This window comes from Mycobacterium sp. D16Q13 (genome assembly GCF_002013375.1).
In the GTDB taxonomy this organism is placed as follows: domain Bacteria; phylum Actinomycetota; class Actinomycetes; order Mycobacteriales; family Mycobacteriaceae; genus Mycobacterium.
Genome location: NZ_MAEW01000003.1, coordinates 252,524 through 271,758, shown reverse-complemented (window position 1 = coordinate 271,758; position 19,235 = coordinate 252,524). Strand labels below are relative to the sequence as shown.

Here is a 19,235-nt window from a genome sequence, read left to right as displayed (position 1 = left end):
CAGACGAGGCCCGGAAGAGGCCAGGACCATCGACACGGACTAGACGCGGCGTGCAAGACTGTCCGGCGTGACGTTTCGTAGCCCTCTGCCCGACGTTTCCATTCCCGACTGCTCTGTCTACGAGTACGTGTTCGGCGACACGAGCGGAGACGACGACCGCGTCGCGCTCATCGACGGGCTTTCCGGGGCACAGACCACCTTTGGCGAGCTGCGTTCGCAGATTGACGCGGCGGCGGCGGGTCTGGCCGACCGAGGATTCGGTCTCGGCGACGTCGCGGCGGTCTTCCTGCCGAACTGCTCGGCCTTCGCCGTGGTGTTGCACGGCATCCTGCGCGCGGGCGGCACCGCGAGCACTGTCAACGTGTTGTACACCGCCGAGGAGCTGGCCAAGCAGCTCATCGACTCCAAGGCACAGCTCGTCTTCACGGTGTCGCCGCTGCTGTCGCGTGCGCTGGAGGCCGCGGAGATCGCGGGTCTTGATGCCGTCAACGTGATCACCATCGATCCCGTCGAGGGACGCCTCTCCCTGGCCGATATCGCGCGGCCTGATCTGGCGCCGCCGGAGGTTTCCTTTGACCCGGCAACACATTTGGCGGTGCTGCCGTACTCGTCGGGAACCACCGGCAAGGCCAAGGGCGTCATGCTGACCCACCACAACCTGGTCGCCAACATTGCGCAGGCCAAACACCTTTACGGGGTGGACCGAGGAGACCGGGTGCTGGCCGTCCTCCCGTTCTTCCACATCTACGGTCTGGTCGTGCTGCTCAACGTGCAACTCAAGCTGGGCGCCGAGCTGGTCATCCTGCCCCGGTTCGAGCTCGACACCTTCCTGGGCTCCATTGCCAACTACCGCGTGGACCACGTCTTCGTCGCCCCGCCGGTGGCGGTGGTGCTGGCCAAGCACCCCGATGTCGACAAGTACGACGTCTCCTGCCTGCGCTCGGTCTTCTCGGGTGCCGCCCCGCTGGACGAGCAGTTGGGCAATGCCGTTGCCGCACGTCTGAATTGCCGTGTCAGCCAGGGCTACGGAATGACCGAGCTGAGTCCCGTCAGCCACCTCATTCCGCCGGGCCGGCCCGATATCCCGCTGAACTCTGTGGGTATCCCGGTACCGAATTCAGAGAACAAGCTCATCGACACCGAGACCGGTGCGGAGATCGAGATTCCGGCCGAGGGCGAGAGTGCGCCTGGGGAGCTGCTGGTGCGTGGCCCCAATGTGATGGCCGGCTACCTCGGCAACGAGGAGGCCACCGCCGCGACGATCGAACCCGACGGGTTCCTGCACACCGGAGATATCGCGGTGGTGCGCGCCGACGGCGTGGTGACGATCGTCGACCGGCTCAAGGAGCTGATCAAGTACAAGGGCTACCAGGTGCCTCCCGCCGAGTTGGAGGCGCTGCTGCTGACGCACCCGGGCATTGGCGACGCTGCCGTCATCGGTGTTCCCGATCCGTCCAGCGGCGAGATTCCCAAGGCTTTCGTGGTCCGCACCGATCAGGACCTTACCGATGAAGAGGTTATGACCTTCGTCCAACAGAAGGTGGCTCCGCACAAGCGGATTCGTCAGGTGGAGTTTATCGACGCCATCCCCAAGAGTGCCGCGGGCAAGATCCTGCGCAAGGACCTGCGCGCACGCATCTGACCTGCGAAATCCAGTGGCGGGTTGTCGGACTCGGGTGGCACCCTGGACCGCATGAGTCACGTGTACGAGGAGATCGACGACAAGCTCGCCCGCTGGCTGACCGAGCAGCCGGTGTTCTTCGTCGGCACCGCGCCGAGCGGCCCGGAAGGGCACGTCAACGTCTCTCCTAAGGGGATGGCCGGGACATTCGCGGTGCTCGGGCCGCACCACGTGGGCTACCTGGACTACTTCGGCAGCGGTGCGGAGACCATCGCGCACGTGCGCGACAACGGGCGCATCGTGCTCATGTTCTGTTCATTCGACAAGCGTTGCCGCATCATCCGGCTGCATGGCCGCGCTCGCGTGGTGCAGTTCAACGAACCCGAGTACCCGAAGCTGCGCAGCCACTTCGCCAAGAAGCTCGAAAAGGGAGCGCGCTCAATCATTTTGGTTGAGGTCACCCGCGTGGCCGACTCGTGTGGCTACTCGGTTCCGCTCATGGATTTTTTGGGTCATCGAGACGTGTACGAGAAGCATGTCGAGAAGGTGCCGCAGGAGAAGATGACCCTGGAGAGCGCGCTGGAAGACAACGGCAGCTCGATTGATGGCCTGCCTGCGCTGCAGTAGTCTTCGCGCGGTACGACTAACCCGACATTAATCTCGCCGGACCCTTGACAAGTGGGCGGGTGTGCCACACGCTTGGTTTACGTTTACGACTGATGCGTAAGCGACAAGCGAAGGGTGATGCCAATGACGGCACCCGACGCGGGAGCCTACCCGCGCCGACGTCCGAAGGTCAGTTACGGGGCGAGCGCGGTGGTGACGGGCGCGGGCAGCGGCATCGGACGCGCCTTCGCGGAGGCCATCGTCGCCCGTGGCGGCCGGGTGGTGTGTGCCGATATCAACCTGGCCAGCGCGCAGGAGACCGCCGACAAACTTGGGCGTGACAACGCACATCCTGTCGTGTGCGACGTCAGTTCGTATGACGAGATCGTCATGCTCGCCGACACCGCGACCGACTGGCTGGGGCAGGCTCCCGATTTGGTGATCAACAACGCGGGTATCGGAACGGGCGGCAAACCCATCGGTGAGGTGTCGATGGACGACTGGAACGCCACCATCGGCATCAACATGTGGGGAATGATCTACGGTTGCCAGGTTTTCACCCCCCGGCTGCGTGAACAGGGATTCGGCGGCATCATCAACGTATCGTCCGCCGCCAGTTTCGCGGCCGCGCCGTTGATGGGCCCGTACAACGTGAGCAAGGCTGCCGTGCTTGCGCTCTCGGAGACGCTACGTGCCGAGCTCGCGGGCAGCGGGGTGCGGGTAACGGTGCTGTGTCCCACGGCCGTCAAGACCAACATCCTGGACGGTGCACGCATCCCCGGGCCGCTGACCAACCTCGCGAGTACCGCGTTCAAATGGGTTGGGGTGTCGCCGGAATGGATCGCGAAGACCACCCTCAACGCGCACGATCGGGGGCGGCTGTATGTGGTCCCGCAGCCCGATGCAAAACTCATCTGGGCGATGAAACGGCATGCGCCCGTGCCCTATTCGTGGGGCTCGGGAATCATCTCACGGTTGGGCCGGCTGCTGCCCGCGGACACCGATCCGCGTAAATTGTGGGATACCGCCTACGAAAAGGAATCCCCGGTCAAGGTGGTGCCCCGGTGACGGGCCCCACACTGCCGGTCGTCGTCGTAGGCGCCGGATACACCGGTCTGGGTACCGCGGTGGGTTTACAGGAGGCCGGGATCACCGACTTCACCGTGCTCGATCGTGCCCGCCCGGCGCCAGGAAGCTGGCGTGACGACACCATCGCCCTGTTCACGCTCGATCCGCACGTGAAGTTCGGTCATGACGTCACCCGGATCGCGCTCGACGGTGACCTGTGGATCGTGGACACGGAAGCAGGACAGCGCTTCACCGCACGCGCGGTCGTGCTGGCCACCGGGTCGGTGGACGGCAGTCCCGACATTCGGGGTATCGAGGGGTACACCGGAAAGATCCTCGACGCCGCCCGGATCGGTGACGGTACAGAGCTCGCCGGGCTGCGTGTCGCCGTCGTCGGCAATAGTGCCGCCGCCGCGTCGGTGCTGCCCGTAGTGGTTCGAAATGCTGCCAGCGTCAAGCTTTTCCAGAGTTCACCCGATTGGGTGCTGCCTCGGACCAGTGGCCGCGTCGGTCAGCTGGTGGATCGCACGCTACGCCGTGAGACGCGCCAGGCCTGGTTCGCGGGTAGGCGTCCCACGACGCTCGGCCTGCTCGAAGTAGTGGCCCAGCGCAACCTGCGCCGGCGTGTGCCGGACCCCTGGATCCGGCGTCAACTGACGCCGCTGAGGCTCACCGGTCGCCCCAACGTCGTGGTGACCGATGAGTTCCTTACCGCACTGCAAGCACCCAACTGCAAGCTGGTTACCTGGCCCATTGCCCGGTTCAGCAGTGGAGGCATCCGCACCGCCGAAGGCATCGATCATCAGTGCGATGTCGTGGTTTTCGCATCCAGCCCGGATGCGGGATCGACCATCGCGGTGGTGCCGGTGGTGGGGGCCCAGCGTCGAAAGCTCAAGCCGGCGGGCCGCGTTTCGGCCACCGTGGCGGGATTCCCGAACTTGTTCCTCGCCGACCTGCCTGCCACCGAACCGAGTCGCGACAGTGCTCGCAAGACACAGGCGCGAATCAATGCCGTCGTCGGTGGTGTGTCCTTGGCACTGCGCACGGCGGATGTCGCCGGGACAGCGGTCTCCGAGGCCTCGCGGCGCACCAGGGCCACCGCGGCGCTGACCGCCATCGGGTTGCGGCCAGTGCTGTCTCGCGCCCGCCTGGACAAAACGGGCAAGCCCGGTGTGCTGCTGGCGCGCCGGATCGTCGCGGCCATCATGGCGGTCGGCGGAGCGATGCCCCGCGGCACCGAAGTGGCGCGGTTGAAGGATCCGCTACGGGGGGAATGGGTTCGGGCGGGGGCTGCGCTCAGTGCCGATGTTCAGGGGCCGATCATCCTGTACGTCCATGGCAGTGGCTATGTCATCTGCTCGGCGAAAACTCACCGCTCGATGGTCGCTCGCCTGTCGGAGGCGACCGGCCTGCCTGCCTTCACTGTCGACTACCGGCTGGCACCCGAACACGTCTTTCCGGCGGCCGCCGACGACGTCCGGGCCGCCTATGACTGGCTGCTGGAACGCGGTCATGCTGCCCAGGACATTGTGGTTGCCGGTGATTCGGCGGGCGGGCATCTCGCGGTGGACCTGCTCATCGAGAACCACCGGCTGAACGTGCCGCAACCCGGTGCGGTGGCGTTATTCTCGCCGCTGCTGGACGTGACGCTCGGTTTGGCCGCCGAACGCGAGACGATGCGGCCAGACCCGGCCATCACCGCGGCCGCCGCTAAACATCTGGTGGACAAGTACACCCGCTGTGAGCCTGCGGACTCGCCACGCCTACGTCTGAGCTTTCCCGCCGGAATCTCCCTGCCGCCCACTCTGATTCAGGCCGGTGGGGCCGAGTTCCTGGCCGCCGACGCGGAGGAGCTCACGCGAATGATCGTTCAGGCCGGCGGGCAATGCGATCTGCAGATTTGGCCCGAGCAGATCCACGTGTTCCAGGCCCTGCCCCGGTTGATTCCGGAGGCCAACGCGGCGCTTGGCGAGGCCGCCAGATTCATCACCGGGGTGCTGGCCCAACAGCCCCTGCGTACGGCCCGGACCGCATAGGAAGGCGAAGAGATGGCCATTGTTCTGGAAGACATGCTGCAGACCATCAAGGACAAGCAGTGGGCCCTGGCCGATGTGGACTGGGAAGCTCCTGGCGCCGAGCAGATCACCGACGAGCAGCGGCCCAAGTTGAAGGCCTTCATGGCCGATCTGGTGTGGATTGAAAATATCGGCGCGCGTGGGTTTTCGGCGTTGGCCAAAAAGGCCCCCAATGAGACGCTCGCGGAGATCTACCGGTACTTCCATGCCGAGGAACAAAAGCACGCCAACGCCGAACTGGCGTTGATGCGGCGCTGGGGCATGCTCGAGAAGGATGAAGTTCCTGTACCGAATGTGAACGTGCGCTTGGCCATTGAATGGCTGGACCGATACTCGGACGGGTTGTCACTCACCGTGTTGGGCACCATCATCCCGCTGCTGGAAGTGGCCCTGGATGGCGCGTTGCTGAAGTTCCTGCTGGAGGAGGTTCATGACCCCGTTTGTCACCAGGCTTTCCGGCATATCAACTCCGACGAATCACGCCATCTGGCAGTGGATTTCCATGTACTAGACATGATGGGGCAGGGCAATCTGCGCCGCGTCATCATCGAGAATGTTGCCACGGTGCTCAACCCCTCGTTGTTGATGGGATTGCTGCTGGGGCTCGGCACGGGCATCCCGCTCATCAACAGAATCAAGGGCAATCTGATCGGCATGGGACTGCGTGAACAGCGTTTGTACGACGCCATGGAGCGGTTCGTCAATGTCGGCAGCCGCGGCAAGGGCACTCGATTGCTGGTGTACCAGGTACTGCGGCTCGGTGCGGCGATGATCACCAATGAGCAGAACCCGCTTCACGGTCCGTATCACGCTGTGGCCAACACCATGGTCAAGCTGTCCGACTACTACCCGAAGCGCTGGCTTGCCGAACAGCCGAGCTGGTCCAAGGAACTCACCTACGAGGCCATTGCATGACCGGCCAACCTGATCATTACGTGGCCGTCATCGGTGCGGGGCTGGCCGGATTCGGTATCGGATTGGAGTTGCGCCGACGGGGCATCGAAGACTTCGTCATTTTTGAGCGCATGGATGGTGTTGGTGGCACCTGGCGTCAGAACGTCTATCCCGGTATCGGCGTGGACATCCCGGCACAGGCCTACCAGTTCCGCCATGCTCTGAACCCGGAGTGGACCAGGTTTTACGCCAAGGGCGGGGAGGTGCTCAGCTACATCGAGCGGCTGTACCGCGAAAACGATGTGCAGCGTTTTGTCAGATTCGGCAGCGATGTGGGTGCGCGTACGTGGGACGAGGATGCGAAGTTGTGGCGGCTCCGGGTCAACGGGCAGGAGGTGACGGCCAGATTCGTCGTCGCCGCGGCCGGGCCGTTTCCCGAACCCAAACCGGCTGAACTGAAGGGGCTGGACGACTTCCGGGGCACCATCCTGCGTTCGGCCGCCTGGGACCACAGCGTCGAGCTGAAGGGTAAGCGAGTCGCCGTCATCGGTACCGGGGCCAGCGCCGTGCAGATCATTCCTGAGATCGCAGGCGAAGTAGACCATCTCGACGTCTACCAGCGCACCCCGATCTGGGTCTTCCCCAAGATCGACCCGAGCATGCCGGCACCCTTGCGCGCGTTGTTCCGCCGGGTGCCCACCGCGCAACGGTTGCTTCAGGAAAGCCTGGAGTTCATCGTCGGCGGTGCGCTCGTCTACGGGGTGCTGTATGCCGGTCGTCTCGGCAACACCCCGGGGGCCCTGCGTTGGCTACTGGGCAATGTCTCCTATCGGTTGCAGGTGTCCGATAAGGAGCTGCGGGCCAGGCTCACGCCCGACTACGACTTCGGGTGCAAACGCCCTGCCACGTCCAACACCTACCTGCCGACCTTCAACCGGGCCAACGTGGAGCTCGTGACCGACCCGATCGAGACCGTCACCGAGAAGGGCATCCGAACCGCCGCAGGTGTGGAACGAGAGGTCGATGTCTTGGTCCTCGCCACCGGTTTCCGGTTGTTCTTCGATCCGCAGGTGTACCGGGACCGGCCGGTGATCGGCCGGGACGGCTTCGATCTGGCCGACTTCTATCAGAGCCACGTACCGCAGAGCTATCACGGCTTCTCGATACCGGGACTGCCCAACACCTTCAACGTCTTTGGCCAATACGGGTGGACCGGCGGCACCTACCACAGCGTGGTGGACACCGCGGCCATCCACATCGGGCGGGTCATCGGCGAGGCGCAACGACTCGGGGCCGCCGATGTCGAGGTGCGGGTGGACGCCGCCGATGCCTGGACCGAGGATGCGCGGTCGCGGTACACCTACTCGCTGTTTCAGACCGGCAACTGCGTCACCGCCAACAGCTACTACTTCGACCACAACGGCGAGTCCGCGTACATCCGGCCGCTGTCGACGCAGGCAGCGCGCCGCTCGTCGCGCACCTTCCCTCTCCACGACTACGTTTTCGAAGGTCGCGAAGCGGTCCGGCCGGTCGCGGCGCCGGCGATGGCCGAATAGGCATCACGCCCTATCCGCAGCTCGACGGGGTGATCAGGTCCTGCGCCGCGCGTCGGCTAAGCCCGCTGCCTGCGCCGATCCCGTAGTGCATGGCAATATGGCAAGTATCGGGTACTTTCAGTATCGATAACTGTATGTATCGAATACCTGGCTTGCCTAAGGAGCTTCATGCCCGAGCTGCTGCCGCCGCGCGTCCTGTCGCCTTCGGAGTCTGTGTTCGTCGTCTCGGGTGCCACCGTGGCGCAACATTGCTATGGCACGGGAACGCTGGACGATGCTGCGCTGGCGGATGCGCTCGCCGGATTGGTGGACCTGTACCCGCTGTTGGGTGGCCGGATTCATATGTCGCGGAAGGGGTTTGAGCTGCGATTCGACCCTCGTGAACGCCCTGGGGCCGTGTTCCGGGATGTCGGTGACGCCGATGTTGAGGACTATGTGGTGGCCGGGAAGTCGGCCTTGCCCCTGGGGCAGGTGTGTGCCCTGTGGGTGTATCGGTCCGGCGGGAAGTTCCGGGTGACGTTTCTCTTGCACCACGCCATCGCGGATGCCGACGCGGCCCTGGCGTATCTGCACGATGTGTGGAAGCTCTACACGGAGCGAACGCGACGGGTAAACGGCGTGGTCAGGCTGGTTAGTGCGCCACCGCCGCATCCCATTCCGGTCAGCGCTGAGACGCTGCTCCGTGCGCGTGGCTACAGCGAGCCGGCGTCCAGGCAGATGATGGACCTGCGTCCGGCATACCGAGGGCCCGAATGGGTCTGGACCGCACTGCGTCCACGTCGCGCGCAGCGGGCACGTGTTCACCTGTCGGTGGAGCAGACCGATCGACTCCTTGATGTGGGGCGCGCACACGGGGTCACCCTCAATGGTCTCGTCAGTGCGGCACTGGTGCTCGCCGAGCGCGAGATATCCGGAAAAAGTGAACTGCCCGTGGCGCTTTCATCATTTGTGAACTTGCGTTCCCGGATTGATCCGCCGGTTGCTCCGACCGAGGGCACCAACGTGCTGGGCATTGCCGAGATGATCCTTGAGGTGAGCCGGGGCAGTGATGCGCTCGACCTCGCCCGCCGCGTTGTCGCGGACATCCACGACGGGTTACGAACCGCCCGCATTCACCACACCGCGTTTGTCCGCGGCGACATCCGGCGGGCGTTGTCTCTGATGAGGCGGTATTTCCTACTTGTGCCGATGGGAGGTTTGGTGCCCACCTTTACGGCCATCCAGATCACCAACTGGGGGCGGGTATCGGAGTTCACAACGCCCGACGGCATGGATATCCACGATTTCCGTTGTGGTGTCGAGCTTCACCCCGTGAGCGCATTCGTCGCGACACGGGGCATCGCGATGGTGGAGGGTCGCATCTACTTCGTCACCAGCTACCAGGGGCGGCTGAGTATTGATTTCACCGAACTCGTGGCCAGTACGAACAGCGCGCGGAGCGTTGAGCAGATATTGCGGGACGAGATCGAGAAATTGATTCCTGCAAAGGTTTTCGAATGAATCGGCAGGAGGCGCCGACGTGACGTCGCTATTTGACACATCTGGCTGGGGCCGGGAACAGATGGGATTCACCGACGACGCCGGGGTGTTCGACGTCGCCGCGGCGGCCCTGGGCATCGCAGCGTCCGCGGGTCTGTCGCCCCGGGCGGTCACCGCCGTCTTCTTCGCGCATGGTGCCGCAGCGGCAGGGGGCGACCCCGTCTACATCCAGCATGTCCAGTTCTTTGAAGCGGCGATCGCCGAAGGGGTCCTCCTGGACATGGTTGTGCAGGAGCTATCTGCCCCTGGTGCGGCGCAGCCCAGACTTGTGGACGACCCCGCCGCGCGGAACGTGAACATGTTGTCGGCCGTGATGAAGGTTCCGGCGCCCCCGACGACCCGATGGTCTGGCGCAGTGGTGGCACTGCATATCGCGAATGCGCTCAACGTGCTCCGGATCAGCGTGGGCGTGGTGCGCGACCCGGTCGCATGCCGATACTCCCTCGGCGAACTCGTGGCGAATGCGTCCGTCGTCGTTCGGGATATGTGCTGCGCCGAGCTGAACAGGGAGCTGCGTTGATACGTCTGGAGCAGCCGTGCAGCCACATGAGAGACTGGCGCCCATGAGCGGCGAGACCTCCAGTCAGGCAAACGGAGCCACCCTGATCCTGCTGCGCCATGGCGAGAGCCAGTGGAACGCGAAGAACCTGTTCACTGGCTGGGTCGATGTCGACCTGACCGAAAAGGGCAGGTCAGAGGCGCAGCGCGGTGGTGAGCTGCTCGCTCAGCAGGGGCTGCTGCCCGATATTTTGTTCACCTCGCTGCTGCGCCGCGCGATCAACACCGCGCACCTGGCCCTCGATACGGCCGACCGGCTGTGGATCCCGGTGGTACGGGACTGGCGCCTCAACGAGCGCCACTACGGCGCCCTGCAGGGCCTCGACAAGGCCGAAACGAAGGCCAAGTACGGCGAGGACCAGTTCATGGCCTGGCGGCGCAGCTACGACACCCCGCCGCCGCCCATCGAGCGGGGCAGCCACTACAGCCAGGACCAGGATCCTCGCTACGCCGACATCGGCGGTGGACCGCTCACCGAATGCCTGGCCGACGTGGTGGCGCGGTTCGTGCCGTATTACGAAGAGGCCATCGTGCCGGAGCTTCGTGCGGGCAAGACAGTTCTGGTTGCCGCCCACGGCAATTCGCTGCGGGCCTTGGTGAAGTACCTCGACGGGATCTCGGACGAGGAGATCGTCGGTCTCAACATCCCCACCGGTATTCCATTGCGGTACGACCTCGACGAGAACCTCAAACCGGTCACCGCAGGTGGTGTGTACCTGGACCCGGAGGCTGCGGCCGCGGGTGCCGCGGCGGTAGCCAACCAGGGCGCGAAATAACCTCACCGCGGGTCTGGACCCACCAGAAGTTCGCCAATCGGCGAATATTCGGTGAACTCGCGCCTAACACCTGTGCGGGAATGTGTGACTTGCTCGGCATTTAGCCGCACGCTGCTGGGGTGACGTTCACCGAATGCGTACGCTTTTCGCGTGACCGCCGCATCGGGCTCTCTGGTTGTGATCGTGACGATCGCAGCCCTCGCGGCGCTTGCTGCGGGTGTAGCGCTGGGCGCGTGGTACTCGCGTCGCTCTTCGACGCACCGCACGGCCCGGAAGGGTTCGCAGATAGCCCAGACCGGTCTGACCGTTTCCCAGATGCTCGAGCGCATTGTCGCCATCTCGCCGACCGGAATTGTCGTCGTCGACAAGCATCAGGACGTCGTCCTGGTCAATGCTCGCGCCCGGGAGCTGGGCCTGGTACGCGACCGCCAGCTCGACGAGCAGGCGTGGAACGCCGCCCAGCGGACGCTGGTCACCGGTGAGGCTGTCGAAGTGGATCTGACCACCAAACCGAAGGCGCCCGGTCGCGTGGGTTTCAGCCTGCGTGGACATGTGCGCAGGCTCTCCGATGCCGATCCGCGCTGGGCGGTCATCTATGTCGACGACGACTCCGAGCATGTCCGCATGGAAGCCACGCGCCGCGATTTCGTGGCCAACGTCAGCCACGAGCTCAAGACCCCTGTCGGCGCCATGGGCGTGCTCGCCGAGGCGCTGCTGGAATCCTCCGACGAGCCCGAGACCGTGCAGCATTTCGGCGAGCAGGTGCTCGCGGAATCCCGCCGCCTGGGCAATATGGTCACCGAACTCATTGCGCTCTCCCGGCTACAGGGGGCCGAAAAACTGCCTGACCTGGAGGTCGTCGACGTCGACTTCGTGGTGTCCGAGGCGCTGAGCCGCTCCAAGGTAGCCGCCGAGAATGCCGACATCGCGGTCACCACCGATGCACCCAGCGGTTTCGAAGTGCGGGGTGACCCCACGCTGCTCATCACCGCCATCAGCAATCTCGTGGCGAACGCCATTGCCTACTCGTCGCACGGATCGCCGGTCTCGATCAGCCGCCGGCGCCGCGGCGACAAGATCGAGATCGCCGTCACCGACCGGGGCATCGGGATCGCTAAGGAACACCAGGAGCGCGTCTTCGAACGCTTCTTCCGGGTGGACAAAGCGCGCTCCCGCGATACCGGGGGCACGGGTCTGGGGCTGGCAATCGTCAAGCACGTGGCCGCCAATCACAATGGCGCCATCAAGCTGTGGAGTCAGCCGGGCACGGGGTCAACCTTCACCCTGTCCCTCCCGGTCTACGAAGACGAGGATGACGCGGTCGAGGAAACCGCAGATCACCCGCAATCAGACCAATCCATGCCTCGCAAAGACGCGATCAACCACGCCCCGCCGCACGCACCAACCAGCCGCTTACGCGAGGATCGCCAAGCGACTACACGAGAGGAACATGTACGTCGATGACCAGTGTCTTGATTGTTGAGGACGAGGACTCGCTGGCCGATCCACTGGCCTTCTTACTGCGTAAGGAGGGCTTCGAGGCGACCATCGTCAACGACGGTCCTTCCGCGCTCGCCGAATTCGAGCGCGCCGGTGCCGATATCGTGCTGCTGGATCTCATGTTGCCCGGAATGAGTGGCACCGACGTGTGCAAGCAGCTGCGCGCCAAGTCCAGTGTGCCGGTGATCATGGTGACCGCACGCGACAGTGAGATCGACAAGGTCGTCGGGCTGGAGCTGGGCGCCGATGATTACGTGACCAAGCCGTATTCGGCGCGCGAGCTCATCGCCCGTATTCGGGCGGTGCTGCGCCGCGGCTCGGATTCCGAAGAGACCGCCGCGGGTGACGGCGTCTTGGAGGCCGGCCCGGTCCGCATGGACGTCGATCGGCACACAGTGTCGGTGAATGGGGAAGCGATCACCTTGCCGCTCAAGGAATTTGATCTCCTCGAATACCTGATCCGCAACAGTGGCCGGGTGCTCACCCGCGGGCAACTGATCGACCGGGTGTGGGGCGCCGACTACGTGGGTGACACCAAGACCCTTGACGTGCACGTCAAGCGGCTGCGCTCCAAAATCGAGTCGGATCCCGCCAATCCGGTGCACCTGGTGACGGTGCGTGGTCTGGGCTACAAGCTGGAGGGCTGACCTCTCACCGCGCATGGCCCGGCGCGCACGTGTTTAGACTCTGACGGCAATGAAGCACGCGTATCCGCGCGTGCCTCGGATCGGTTCGGTCAGACACGTCGATGGAGCAGCTAGTGGCGCAGGATCGGCCTCGCCGAGGACGGCCCCCGGTGTCCGGACTTGCCGACAGACGGCGGCAGCAGATTGTCGACGCGGCTTTCGCGGCATTCACCGAGAACGGTTATGAGCAGACCAGCATGTCCGATATCGCCACCCGCGCGGGCATGGGGCAAGGCACCGTCTACCGGTATGTCGACAGCAAGCGCGAGGTTTTGGACCTGGTCTTCGACTATGGCGTGGAGCGCCTTGTCGACACTCTGGCGCTCGACGATTTTCTCGACGTGGTCGGTGGAACGGCCGGTATCGAAGAACGAAACGACATCATCATGGAGGGCGGCCGCCGCCTCTACGCGTTGGTGGACCAGGAGCCCGCGCTACTGAAACTCCTGACCGTCCAGTCGGCCGCCGCCGATAAGGAACTCAAACAGCGTGTCCTGGGTATTCAGGGGATGCTCGATTCGTACGTTCAGCGGGGTTTGGATAGCGGCCGCCGCGCCGGGTGGGTTCCGGAGGACGCCCAGAACCACGCCGTGCTCGCGCGGCTGTTGCCGGCGCTGGTGCTCCCCGGTTTTCTGCTCGCCCAAAGTCGGCACGATAACCCCAGTACCCGAGAGCGATTTGTGAGTACCGCTTCGCAGATCGCGGAGACGGGCATCTTGCGTGACGGCGTGGTTCTGGAACCCGGTGCCGGGGATACCGCTGCGGAAACCATTGATTCCGGGCATATTCCGGTGCCGGTGGCCGCCGACCGCCGTAATGAACTTCTCGATGCCGCGCTGGGTTGCTTCCTGTCCGATGGCTATCACGGCGTGGGAGTGAACGAGATCGTCGAGCGGCTCGGGGTCAGCCACGGCACGTTCTACAACTACTACCAGAACAAGCGCGACCTGCTCGATGCGCTGATGGTCCGTGAGTTTTCCGCGATGGAGCCGGTCCTGTCCCGACCGGTTGGCCGTCTCGATGCCCGTCAGGACATTGAACACGCTCTGGCGCAAGGATTTAGAAACGCGCTGGAAGCGGTGGCCGGCCGGTTACCCGCGCTGATCTTCGTGTGCACGGAGGCTGCTGGAGTGGATCCGGAAGCATTTCAGTCCATCATTCAGTTCTTCCGCTTTGCGTCGGTGCGTAGCGAGCAGTCTGTGTACTCGATGATCGGCGCCGACCGGATCAACCCGTCGATCGACACCGAGTTCCTTGGCCAGGCCTTTGTGTCGTTGCTGGTCGGCGCCGTCACCCTGATCGTTGACGACGAGGGGCAGACGGACCATATTGACGAGTACGCGCGAGCCATCACGCAGTTTTTGCTCTATGGTCTGAACCCAGCGCCGTAGACCGGCGCGGGAAACGAAGGAGCACTCCCATCGGCGAACCAGTTGACAACGAGGTCAACACAACTCGGGCCGGCGTGCCGCTGCGCGCGAAGAGGGCCGCGGCGCTGGGAAAGGTTGTTGCCGGTCACGCCGTACGCTCGGCGATCACGACGGCGATCAAGCCTGTCGCCGCGGACGTGGCCGCCCGGCGGGACGCCGATATTCTGCGGTTCGCCGACGATCTCGTGGCCGTCGCGGGCTCGATGAAAGGGGCCGCGCAGAAGCTGGGCCAGCTGCTCTCCGTCGTGGATGTGGGTATCACCTCCAGCTCGGTCAGGGATGAGTTCACCGCACGGCTCGCGCCCCTATTCGACAATGCGCCAAGGGTTCCCGACGAGACGATGCACCGGGCGCTGGACCGCGAGCTGGGCGGCCTGCGTGCCCGGATCGTGAGCATCGAGGCCGGGGCCATTGCCTCGGCCTCCATCGGGCAGGTGTACCGCGCCCGCCTGGACGACGGGCGGATGGTCGCGGTCAAGATTCAGTACCCGGATATCGCGTCAAAGGTCCGAGCGGACCTGAAGAACCTGCAGCTGGTCGCCAAGCTGGCGTCCAAGAAGATGCCGGCCAGCAATAGCCAAGCCATCGTCGCGGAGGTGCAGCGGCAGATGATCAAGGAAGTGGACTACCGCACCGAACTGGCCCATCACCAGCGGATCTTCGATGCCTTCCGCGGACATCCCGGGTGGCGTATCCCCGAACCGATTGCGGAACTGTGCACCGAACACGTCCTGGTGACCGAGTACCTCGACGGTGTGTCCTTCGACGGCCTTATCGGAGAGGATCAGCCGATCCGGGACCGCGTGGGGGAGGCGATCTATCGCTTCTACTGCGGTGAGATGTACCGAACCGGATTCTTCTGCGCCGACCCTCATCCGGGCAACATCATGCTGCTGCCCGACGGGAGGGTCGGTTTTCTGGACTTCGGGCTGTGCATGGACATGGAGCCCGAGGACGCCGAGGTTCAGCGCAAGGTGTTCCGGGCGTTGCTCACCGGGAATGACGACGAGGCGTTCGATATCGCCGTGGCGGCGGGATTCCTGGCAGATCCGGAGGCCATGGAGCGAAGTGCGGCTACCGAGTACATCCGTGCGGTCAGTAGCTGGCATCTGGGCGACGGGAGCCTGCGGATGACGCCGGATATCGCTCGGCGCTCGGTCGCCGATGCTGTGCTGCCCTCCTCCAAGTTCTACGACGGCATCCGCAACCAGCGTTTGGTGGAGACGCACACGATGGCGCGGCGTACCGAGATGTGTGTGGCGGCATTGCTCGGCAAGCTCGGCGCCGCGGCGCCCTGGTCGGCGATCGCCCGCGAGTATCTCGGCCTTGCCGGTATCGCCACCCCGCTGGGCGAAGCCATAGAAAGCTGGTCTCACCAGCGCTGACGGCCAATCTGGCGGGTGCGGGCACCCTCCTCTTGTATTTTTATGAATGGCATGTCAGTCTGTTAAACAGTTGCTTACCTACGAGATCACCGAGGGAGTGCCAATGACGGCCGATGTGGTGCCGCTGCATGCGGAGCGTGTACAGCTCACGCGTGTCGAGCGAGGCTCGCTGACCGTTCTGCTGCGCTTGGGTCGGCTGGGCATCCGGCTGTTCGCGTATCCGGTGATTGCGCTGTGGGCACGATTCCCGCATCTGTCGTGGCCCTACCGAGTCGTCGATCTGGCGGCCGTCGTGCTGCGGCCCGTGCGGGGAGTTCGTCGTTCGCGTGTGCAGCTGGCACACTGCGAGGCCGAACTGATGACGCCCACGGGCGAGTTGCCCAGTGGCGCGGTGCTTTATCTGCACGGCGGGGCGTTCGTCGTCGGCGGGCTGAACACGCACCGCAGGCTGGTCTCGCGCATCGCCGTGGGCGCGGGTGTCACGTCCCTTGCTGTCAATTACCGCAAGCTGCCGGGGCACCCGGTGTCGGCAGCGGTCGAGGATGCCCTCGACGGATACCGGTATCTCATCGACCTCGGCTATCAGCCCGAGGAGATCGCCGTTGCCGGGGATTCCGCGGGTGGTTTCCTGGCCTTGGTCACGAGCCTGATCGCACAGCGTCGCGGGCTCGGCTCGCCGGGTGCTCTGGTGTGCATGTCGCCTCTGGTGCAGCGGGACCCCGCGGGCAAGCTGGTGCTGGCCGGCCAATCCAACGACTCGTTGTTCCCGCGGGCGGCGCTGATCGCCATGGAGCGCCTCATGCTCTCCGCGGAAAGGTCCACGGCGGGCTTTGCGGTCCTGGACAGTTTTGTCGAGGGTCACCGCGGCGTGCTGGCCTGCTTGCCGGCGACGCTCATTCAGGTGGGTAGTGACGAAATCTTGCGCCCCGATGCCGAATTCGCGGCTGCGCGGCTAGCCGAGGCCGGAGTTCCTGTCGAACTGCAGATATGGAGAAATCAGGTGCACGACTTCCAGATTGCCGCGGACGTGCTTGTCGATGCGCGGGCCGCCGTTGGCGAGATCTCGGCGTTCGTCAGGGCTCACGTGGGCCGGCCGGCCGCATGAAGTTCACAGAGATTCAGATGGAAGGCGCCATCGCGTTGGTGACGGGCGGCGCTCGCGGTATCGGGCTGTCCATCGCACAACGGCTGGCACGCGAGGGTGTACGCGTGGTCATCGCTGATCTCGACGGCGAGGCTGCTGTCCGGTCCGCAGGTGAAATCGGTTCGGGTGCGCAAGGATTTGCGCTGGACGTGACCGAATTTGACGAGTACCTGCGCGTGGTGACCGAGGTCGAAGAGACCCTCGGACCCATTGACATCGTGGTGAACAACGCGGGGATCATGCCCGTGGGCCCGCTGCTGGAAGAGTCGCGCGGGGTGGCAGAGGCGACGATGCGCGTCAACTTCTGGAGCCACTACATCTCCTACCAGGTACTCGCTCCGCGGATGATCGCCCGGGGCAGAGGGCATTTCATCAACGTGACCTCGGCAGCCGGTGCCATCCACTCGCCGGGCCTGGCCAGCTATGTCGCGTCGAAGCATGCTGCCACCGGGTTCGCGCGCAGCGCCCGCGAGGAGCTGGCCGGTACCGGCGTGACGATCTCGACGGTCATGCCGGCGGCCGTCCGCACCCAGCTTGTGGACGGAATTCCGTTCAAATGGTGGGAGAAGCTGGGGATCATTCCTCCCGAGTGGGTGGCACGCGATGCGGTGCGGACCGTCCGCAACCGGCCCGCGGTGGTCGGTTCCCCGAGGGGCACGGTCCTTGCGCTGCGCTTACAGCACCTCGTTCCCGAATGGTTGTGGCTGCTGGGTAGGCGAGTTGTCAATGCCGACAGAACTGTGGGACCGGTGGACCGGCGAGCACGCAGTGAGTACGACGGCCGTATCGAACAGCAGGTCGAGGCGACCCTATGAGCACCCCTGAGCATGAAACCGTCATTATCGGTGCCGGGATAGGCGGGCTGGGTGCCGCCATCGGGTTGAAGCGCGCGGGGCTGACCGATTTCGTCATCCTCGAGAGGTCGGCGGGGATAGGCGGCACCTGGTACAACAATCACTATCCCGATGTGGCGGTGGATGTCCCGGGGATCGTGTACCAGTTTTCCTTCGCCAAAAACCCCAACTGGTCCCGCACCTTTCCCAAGGGGCGGGAGGTGCAGCAGTACATCGCGGGCCTGGTCGACGAGTACCGCCTGAACGACCACCTTCGGTTGGGGCACGAGGTCATGAGGCGGGAGTGGGACGAGGACAACCATCTATGGCGCCTGACTCTCGCCGATGACCGGGTGATGACATCCAGATACGTCATCACCGCGGTCGGCGCTTTCGTCGAGCCGAAGGTGCCGGATATCCCGGGCCTGGACTCGTTCGGCGGCAAGGTGATTCAGACCCAGAACTGGGACCATGGTTTTGACCTCAAGGGCAAGCGGGTGGCGGTCATCGGCACCGGAGCCACCTCGGTTCAGCTGATCCCGCAGATGGCCCGGGTGGCCTCGCATGTGGATGTGTACCAGCGCCGGGCCATCTGGGTGTTCGCGAAACCGGACTTTCCGATACCGCGCATCGCCCGGTTGGCCCTGAAGTACGTGCCCGGCCTGCAGTCGCTGATCCGGGGGATCGCCGCTGCCGCCGTAGAGGTCGGTCTGGTGGCGATCACGGTGTACGGCAAGCAGATCGCGCCCATCACATTGATTCCGAAATGGGCCTGCCGCGCGTTCCTTTTCAGCCAGGTTCGCGACCAAGAGCTGCGCAAGAAACTCACGCCCGAGTACGGATTCGGGTGTAAACGCCCGAGCGTCTCGAACATCTACTACCGCACCTTCACCCAGCCCCATGTGGAGCTGGTGACCGATCCAATCGCCAAGATCACTCCTGCGGGGGTTGTCACCAAGGACGGCGTACACCGCGATATCGACGTCCTGGTGCTCGCCACCGGGTTCGAGATGTCCCAAAGTCCCGAGGTTTACCGCGCGCGCCCTGTTAAGGGGCGCAACGGTTTTGATCTGGCCGACTACTACGAGAACAACCGCGCCCGGGCATACGAAGGCGTGACGATGCCCCAGCTGCCCAACACCTTCATGGTTTTCGGGCCGTTCGCGTGGAGTGGCAGCTCGTGGCACGTGATGGTGGAGAACGCCACGCGCATCGCCGTGCGGGTGATCACCGAGGCCCGTAAGCGTGGCGCGACGGCCTTCGCGGTGACCGAAGAGGCCAACGATCGGTTCTTCGATTTTATCGCGCCCAAAGCGGAGTCGACGCTTATGCACGGGCGTGCGTGTGTCAACGCCAACTCCTACTACATCGACCGCCACGGCGACTTCTCGTTCTTGCGCCCCACCACGGCGTACCAGTCGACGCGAGCCAGTAAGCGCTTTCCGCTCGACGACTTCCGGTTCGAGAAGCTGCCGGTCCCGGGTGAGCGCACCGCCCGGGCGAAAGCCGCCGCCATACCGGCGAACTAGCCAAGCATTCGAGAAGGAGACTCGTTGTCTATGCC

At 64.5% G+C, this 19,235-nt stretch carries 16 protein-coding genes; all 16 read left to right on the top strand.

From position 1 onward, the window contains the following. The first annotated feature begins 67 nt into the window (after positions 1–67). The 16 genes from B4400_RS04100 to B4400_RS04025 all read left to right on the top strand — a co-directional run bounded on the left by B4400_RS04100 (position 68) and on the right by B4400_RS04025 (position 19,200). Positions 68–1,642 (top strand): AMP-binding protein, encoded by a 1,575-nt coding sequence (locus tag B4400_RS04100; protein ID WP_078308110.1) that lies wholly within the window; start codon positions 68–70, stop codon positions 1,640–1,642. A gap of 51 nt (positions 1,643–1,693) precedes the next feature. Next, positions 1,694–2,248: a pyridoxamine 5'-phosphate oxidase family protein gene (locus B4400_RS04095; RefSeq protein ID WP_078308527.1), complete on the top strand. Its 555-nt coding sequence runs from the start codon at positions 1,694–1,696 to the stop codon at positions 2,246–2,248. A 123-nt stretch (positions 2,249–2,371) separates the two neighbouring features. Next, positions 2,372–3,295, top strand: a complete 924-nt coding sequence (locus tag B4400_RS04090) for an SDR family NAD(P)-dependent oxidoreductase (protein ID WP_078308113.1) — start codon at positions 2,372–2,374, stop codon at positions 3,293–3,295. Continuing rightward, entirely contained in the window at positions 3,292–5,331 is a 2,040-nt protein-coding gene (locus tag B4400_RS04085; RefSeq protein WP_078308114.1) for an alpha/beta hydrolase fold domain-containing protein, read from the top strand. The genes B4400_RS04090 and B4400_RS04085 overlap by 4 nt, the downstream gene beginning before the upstream one ends. A 12-nt stretch (positions 5,332–5,343) precedes the next feature. Then, positions 5,344–6,285, top strand: coding sequence for a reductase (locus B4400_RS04080; RefSeq protein ID WP_078290360.1), 942 nt, complete (start codon positions 5,344–5,346; stop codon positions 6,283–6,285). Continuing rightward, complete coding sequence (locus B4400_RS04075) at positions 6,282–7,820, top strand: flavin-containing monooxygenase (protein WP_078308116.1); 1,539 nt, start codon at positions 6,282–6,284, stop codon at positions 7,818–7,820. Before B4400_RS04080 ends, B4400_RS04075 begins: the two co-directional genes overlap by 4 nt. Before the next feature lie 168 nt (positions 7,821–7,988). Then, the gene (locus B4400_RS04070) at positions 7,989–9,320 is read left to right on the top strand and encodes a phthiocerol/phthiodiolone dimycocerosyl transferase family protein (protein ID WP_139361250.1); all 1,332 of its coding nucleotides are present in this window, start codon (positions 7,989–7,991) and stop codon (positions 9,318–9,320) included. 19 nt (positions 9,321–9,339) lie between these two features. Continuing rightward, positions 9,340–9,879, top strand: a complete 540-nt coding sequence (locus B4400_RS04065) for a hypothetical protein (RefSeq protein ID WP_139361249.1) — start codon at positions 9,340–9,342, stop codon at positions 9,877–9,879. A gap of 43 nt (positions 9,880–9,922) precedes the next feature. Then, positions 9,923–10,693, top strand: coding sequence for a phosphoglyceromutase (locus B4400_RS04060; protein ID WP_078308119.1), 771 nt, complete (start codon positions 9,923–9,925; stop codon positions 10,691–10,693). Positions 10,694–10,843: 150 nt separating this feature from the next. Next, on the top strand, positions 10,844–12,157 hold the full coding sequence (locus tag B4400_RS04055; RefSeq protein ID WP_078308121.1) for a sensor histidine kinase: 1,314 nt from the start codon (positions 10,844–10,846) through the stop codon (positions 12,155–12,157). After that, positions 12,154–12,840 carry a winged helix-turn-helix domain-containing protein gene (locus B4400_RS04050; RefSeq protein ID WP_070909207.1) on the top strand — a complete coding sequence of 229 codons (687 nt, stop codon included), beginning with the start codon at positions 12,154–12,156 and terminating at the stop codon, positions 12,838–12,840. The genes B4400_RS04055 and B4400_RS04050 overlap by 4 nt, the downstream gene beginning before the upstream one ends. Positions 12,841–12,989: 149 nt before the next feature. Beyond that, a complete protein-coding gene (locus B4400_RS04045) occupies positions 12,990–14,270 on the top strand; it encodes a TetR/AcrR family transcriptional regulator (protein WP_078308122.1) in 1,281 nt (426 codons plus the stop codon). A 74-nt stretch (positions 14,271–14,344) separates the two neighbouring features. Next, positions 14,345–15,694, top strand: coding sequence for an ABC1 kinase family protein (locus B4400_RS04040; protein WP_078308123.1), 1,350 nt, complete (start codon positions 14,345–14,347; stop codon positions 15,692–15,694). A gap of 103 nt (positions 15,695–15,797) precedes the next feature. Beyond that, positions 15,798–16,799 carry an alpha/beta hydrolase gene (locus B4400_RS04035; RefSeq protein ID WP_078308125.1) on the top strand — a complete coding sequence of 334 codons (1,002 nt, stop codon included), beginning with the start codon at positions 15,798–15,800 and terminating at the stop codon, positions 16,797–16,799. Beyond that, the gene (locus tag B4400_RS04030; RefSeq protein WP_078308127.1) at positions 16,796–17,653 is read left to right on the top strand and encodes an SDR family NAD(P)-dependent oxidoreductase; all 858 of its coding nucleotides are present in this window, start codon (positions 16,796–16,798) and stop codon (positions 17,651–17,653) included. Before B4400_RS04035 ends, B4400_RS04030 begins: the two co-directional genes overlap by 4 nt. Continuing rightward, a complete protein-coding gene (locus tag B4400_RS04025) occupies positions 17,650–19,200 on the top strand; it encodes a flavin-containing monooxygenase (protein WP_078308129.1) in 1,551 nt (516 codons plus the stop codon). Before B4400_RS04030 ends, B4400_RS04025 begins: the two co-directional genes overlap by 4 nt. The last annotated feature ends 35 nt before the right edge of the window (positions 19,201–19,235 follow it).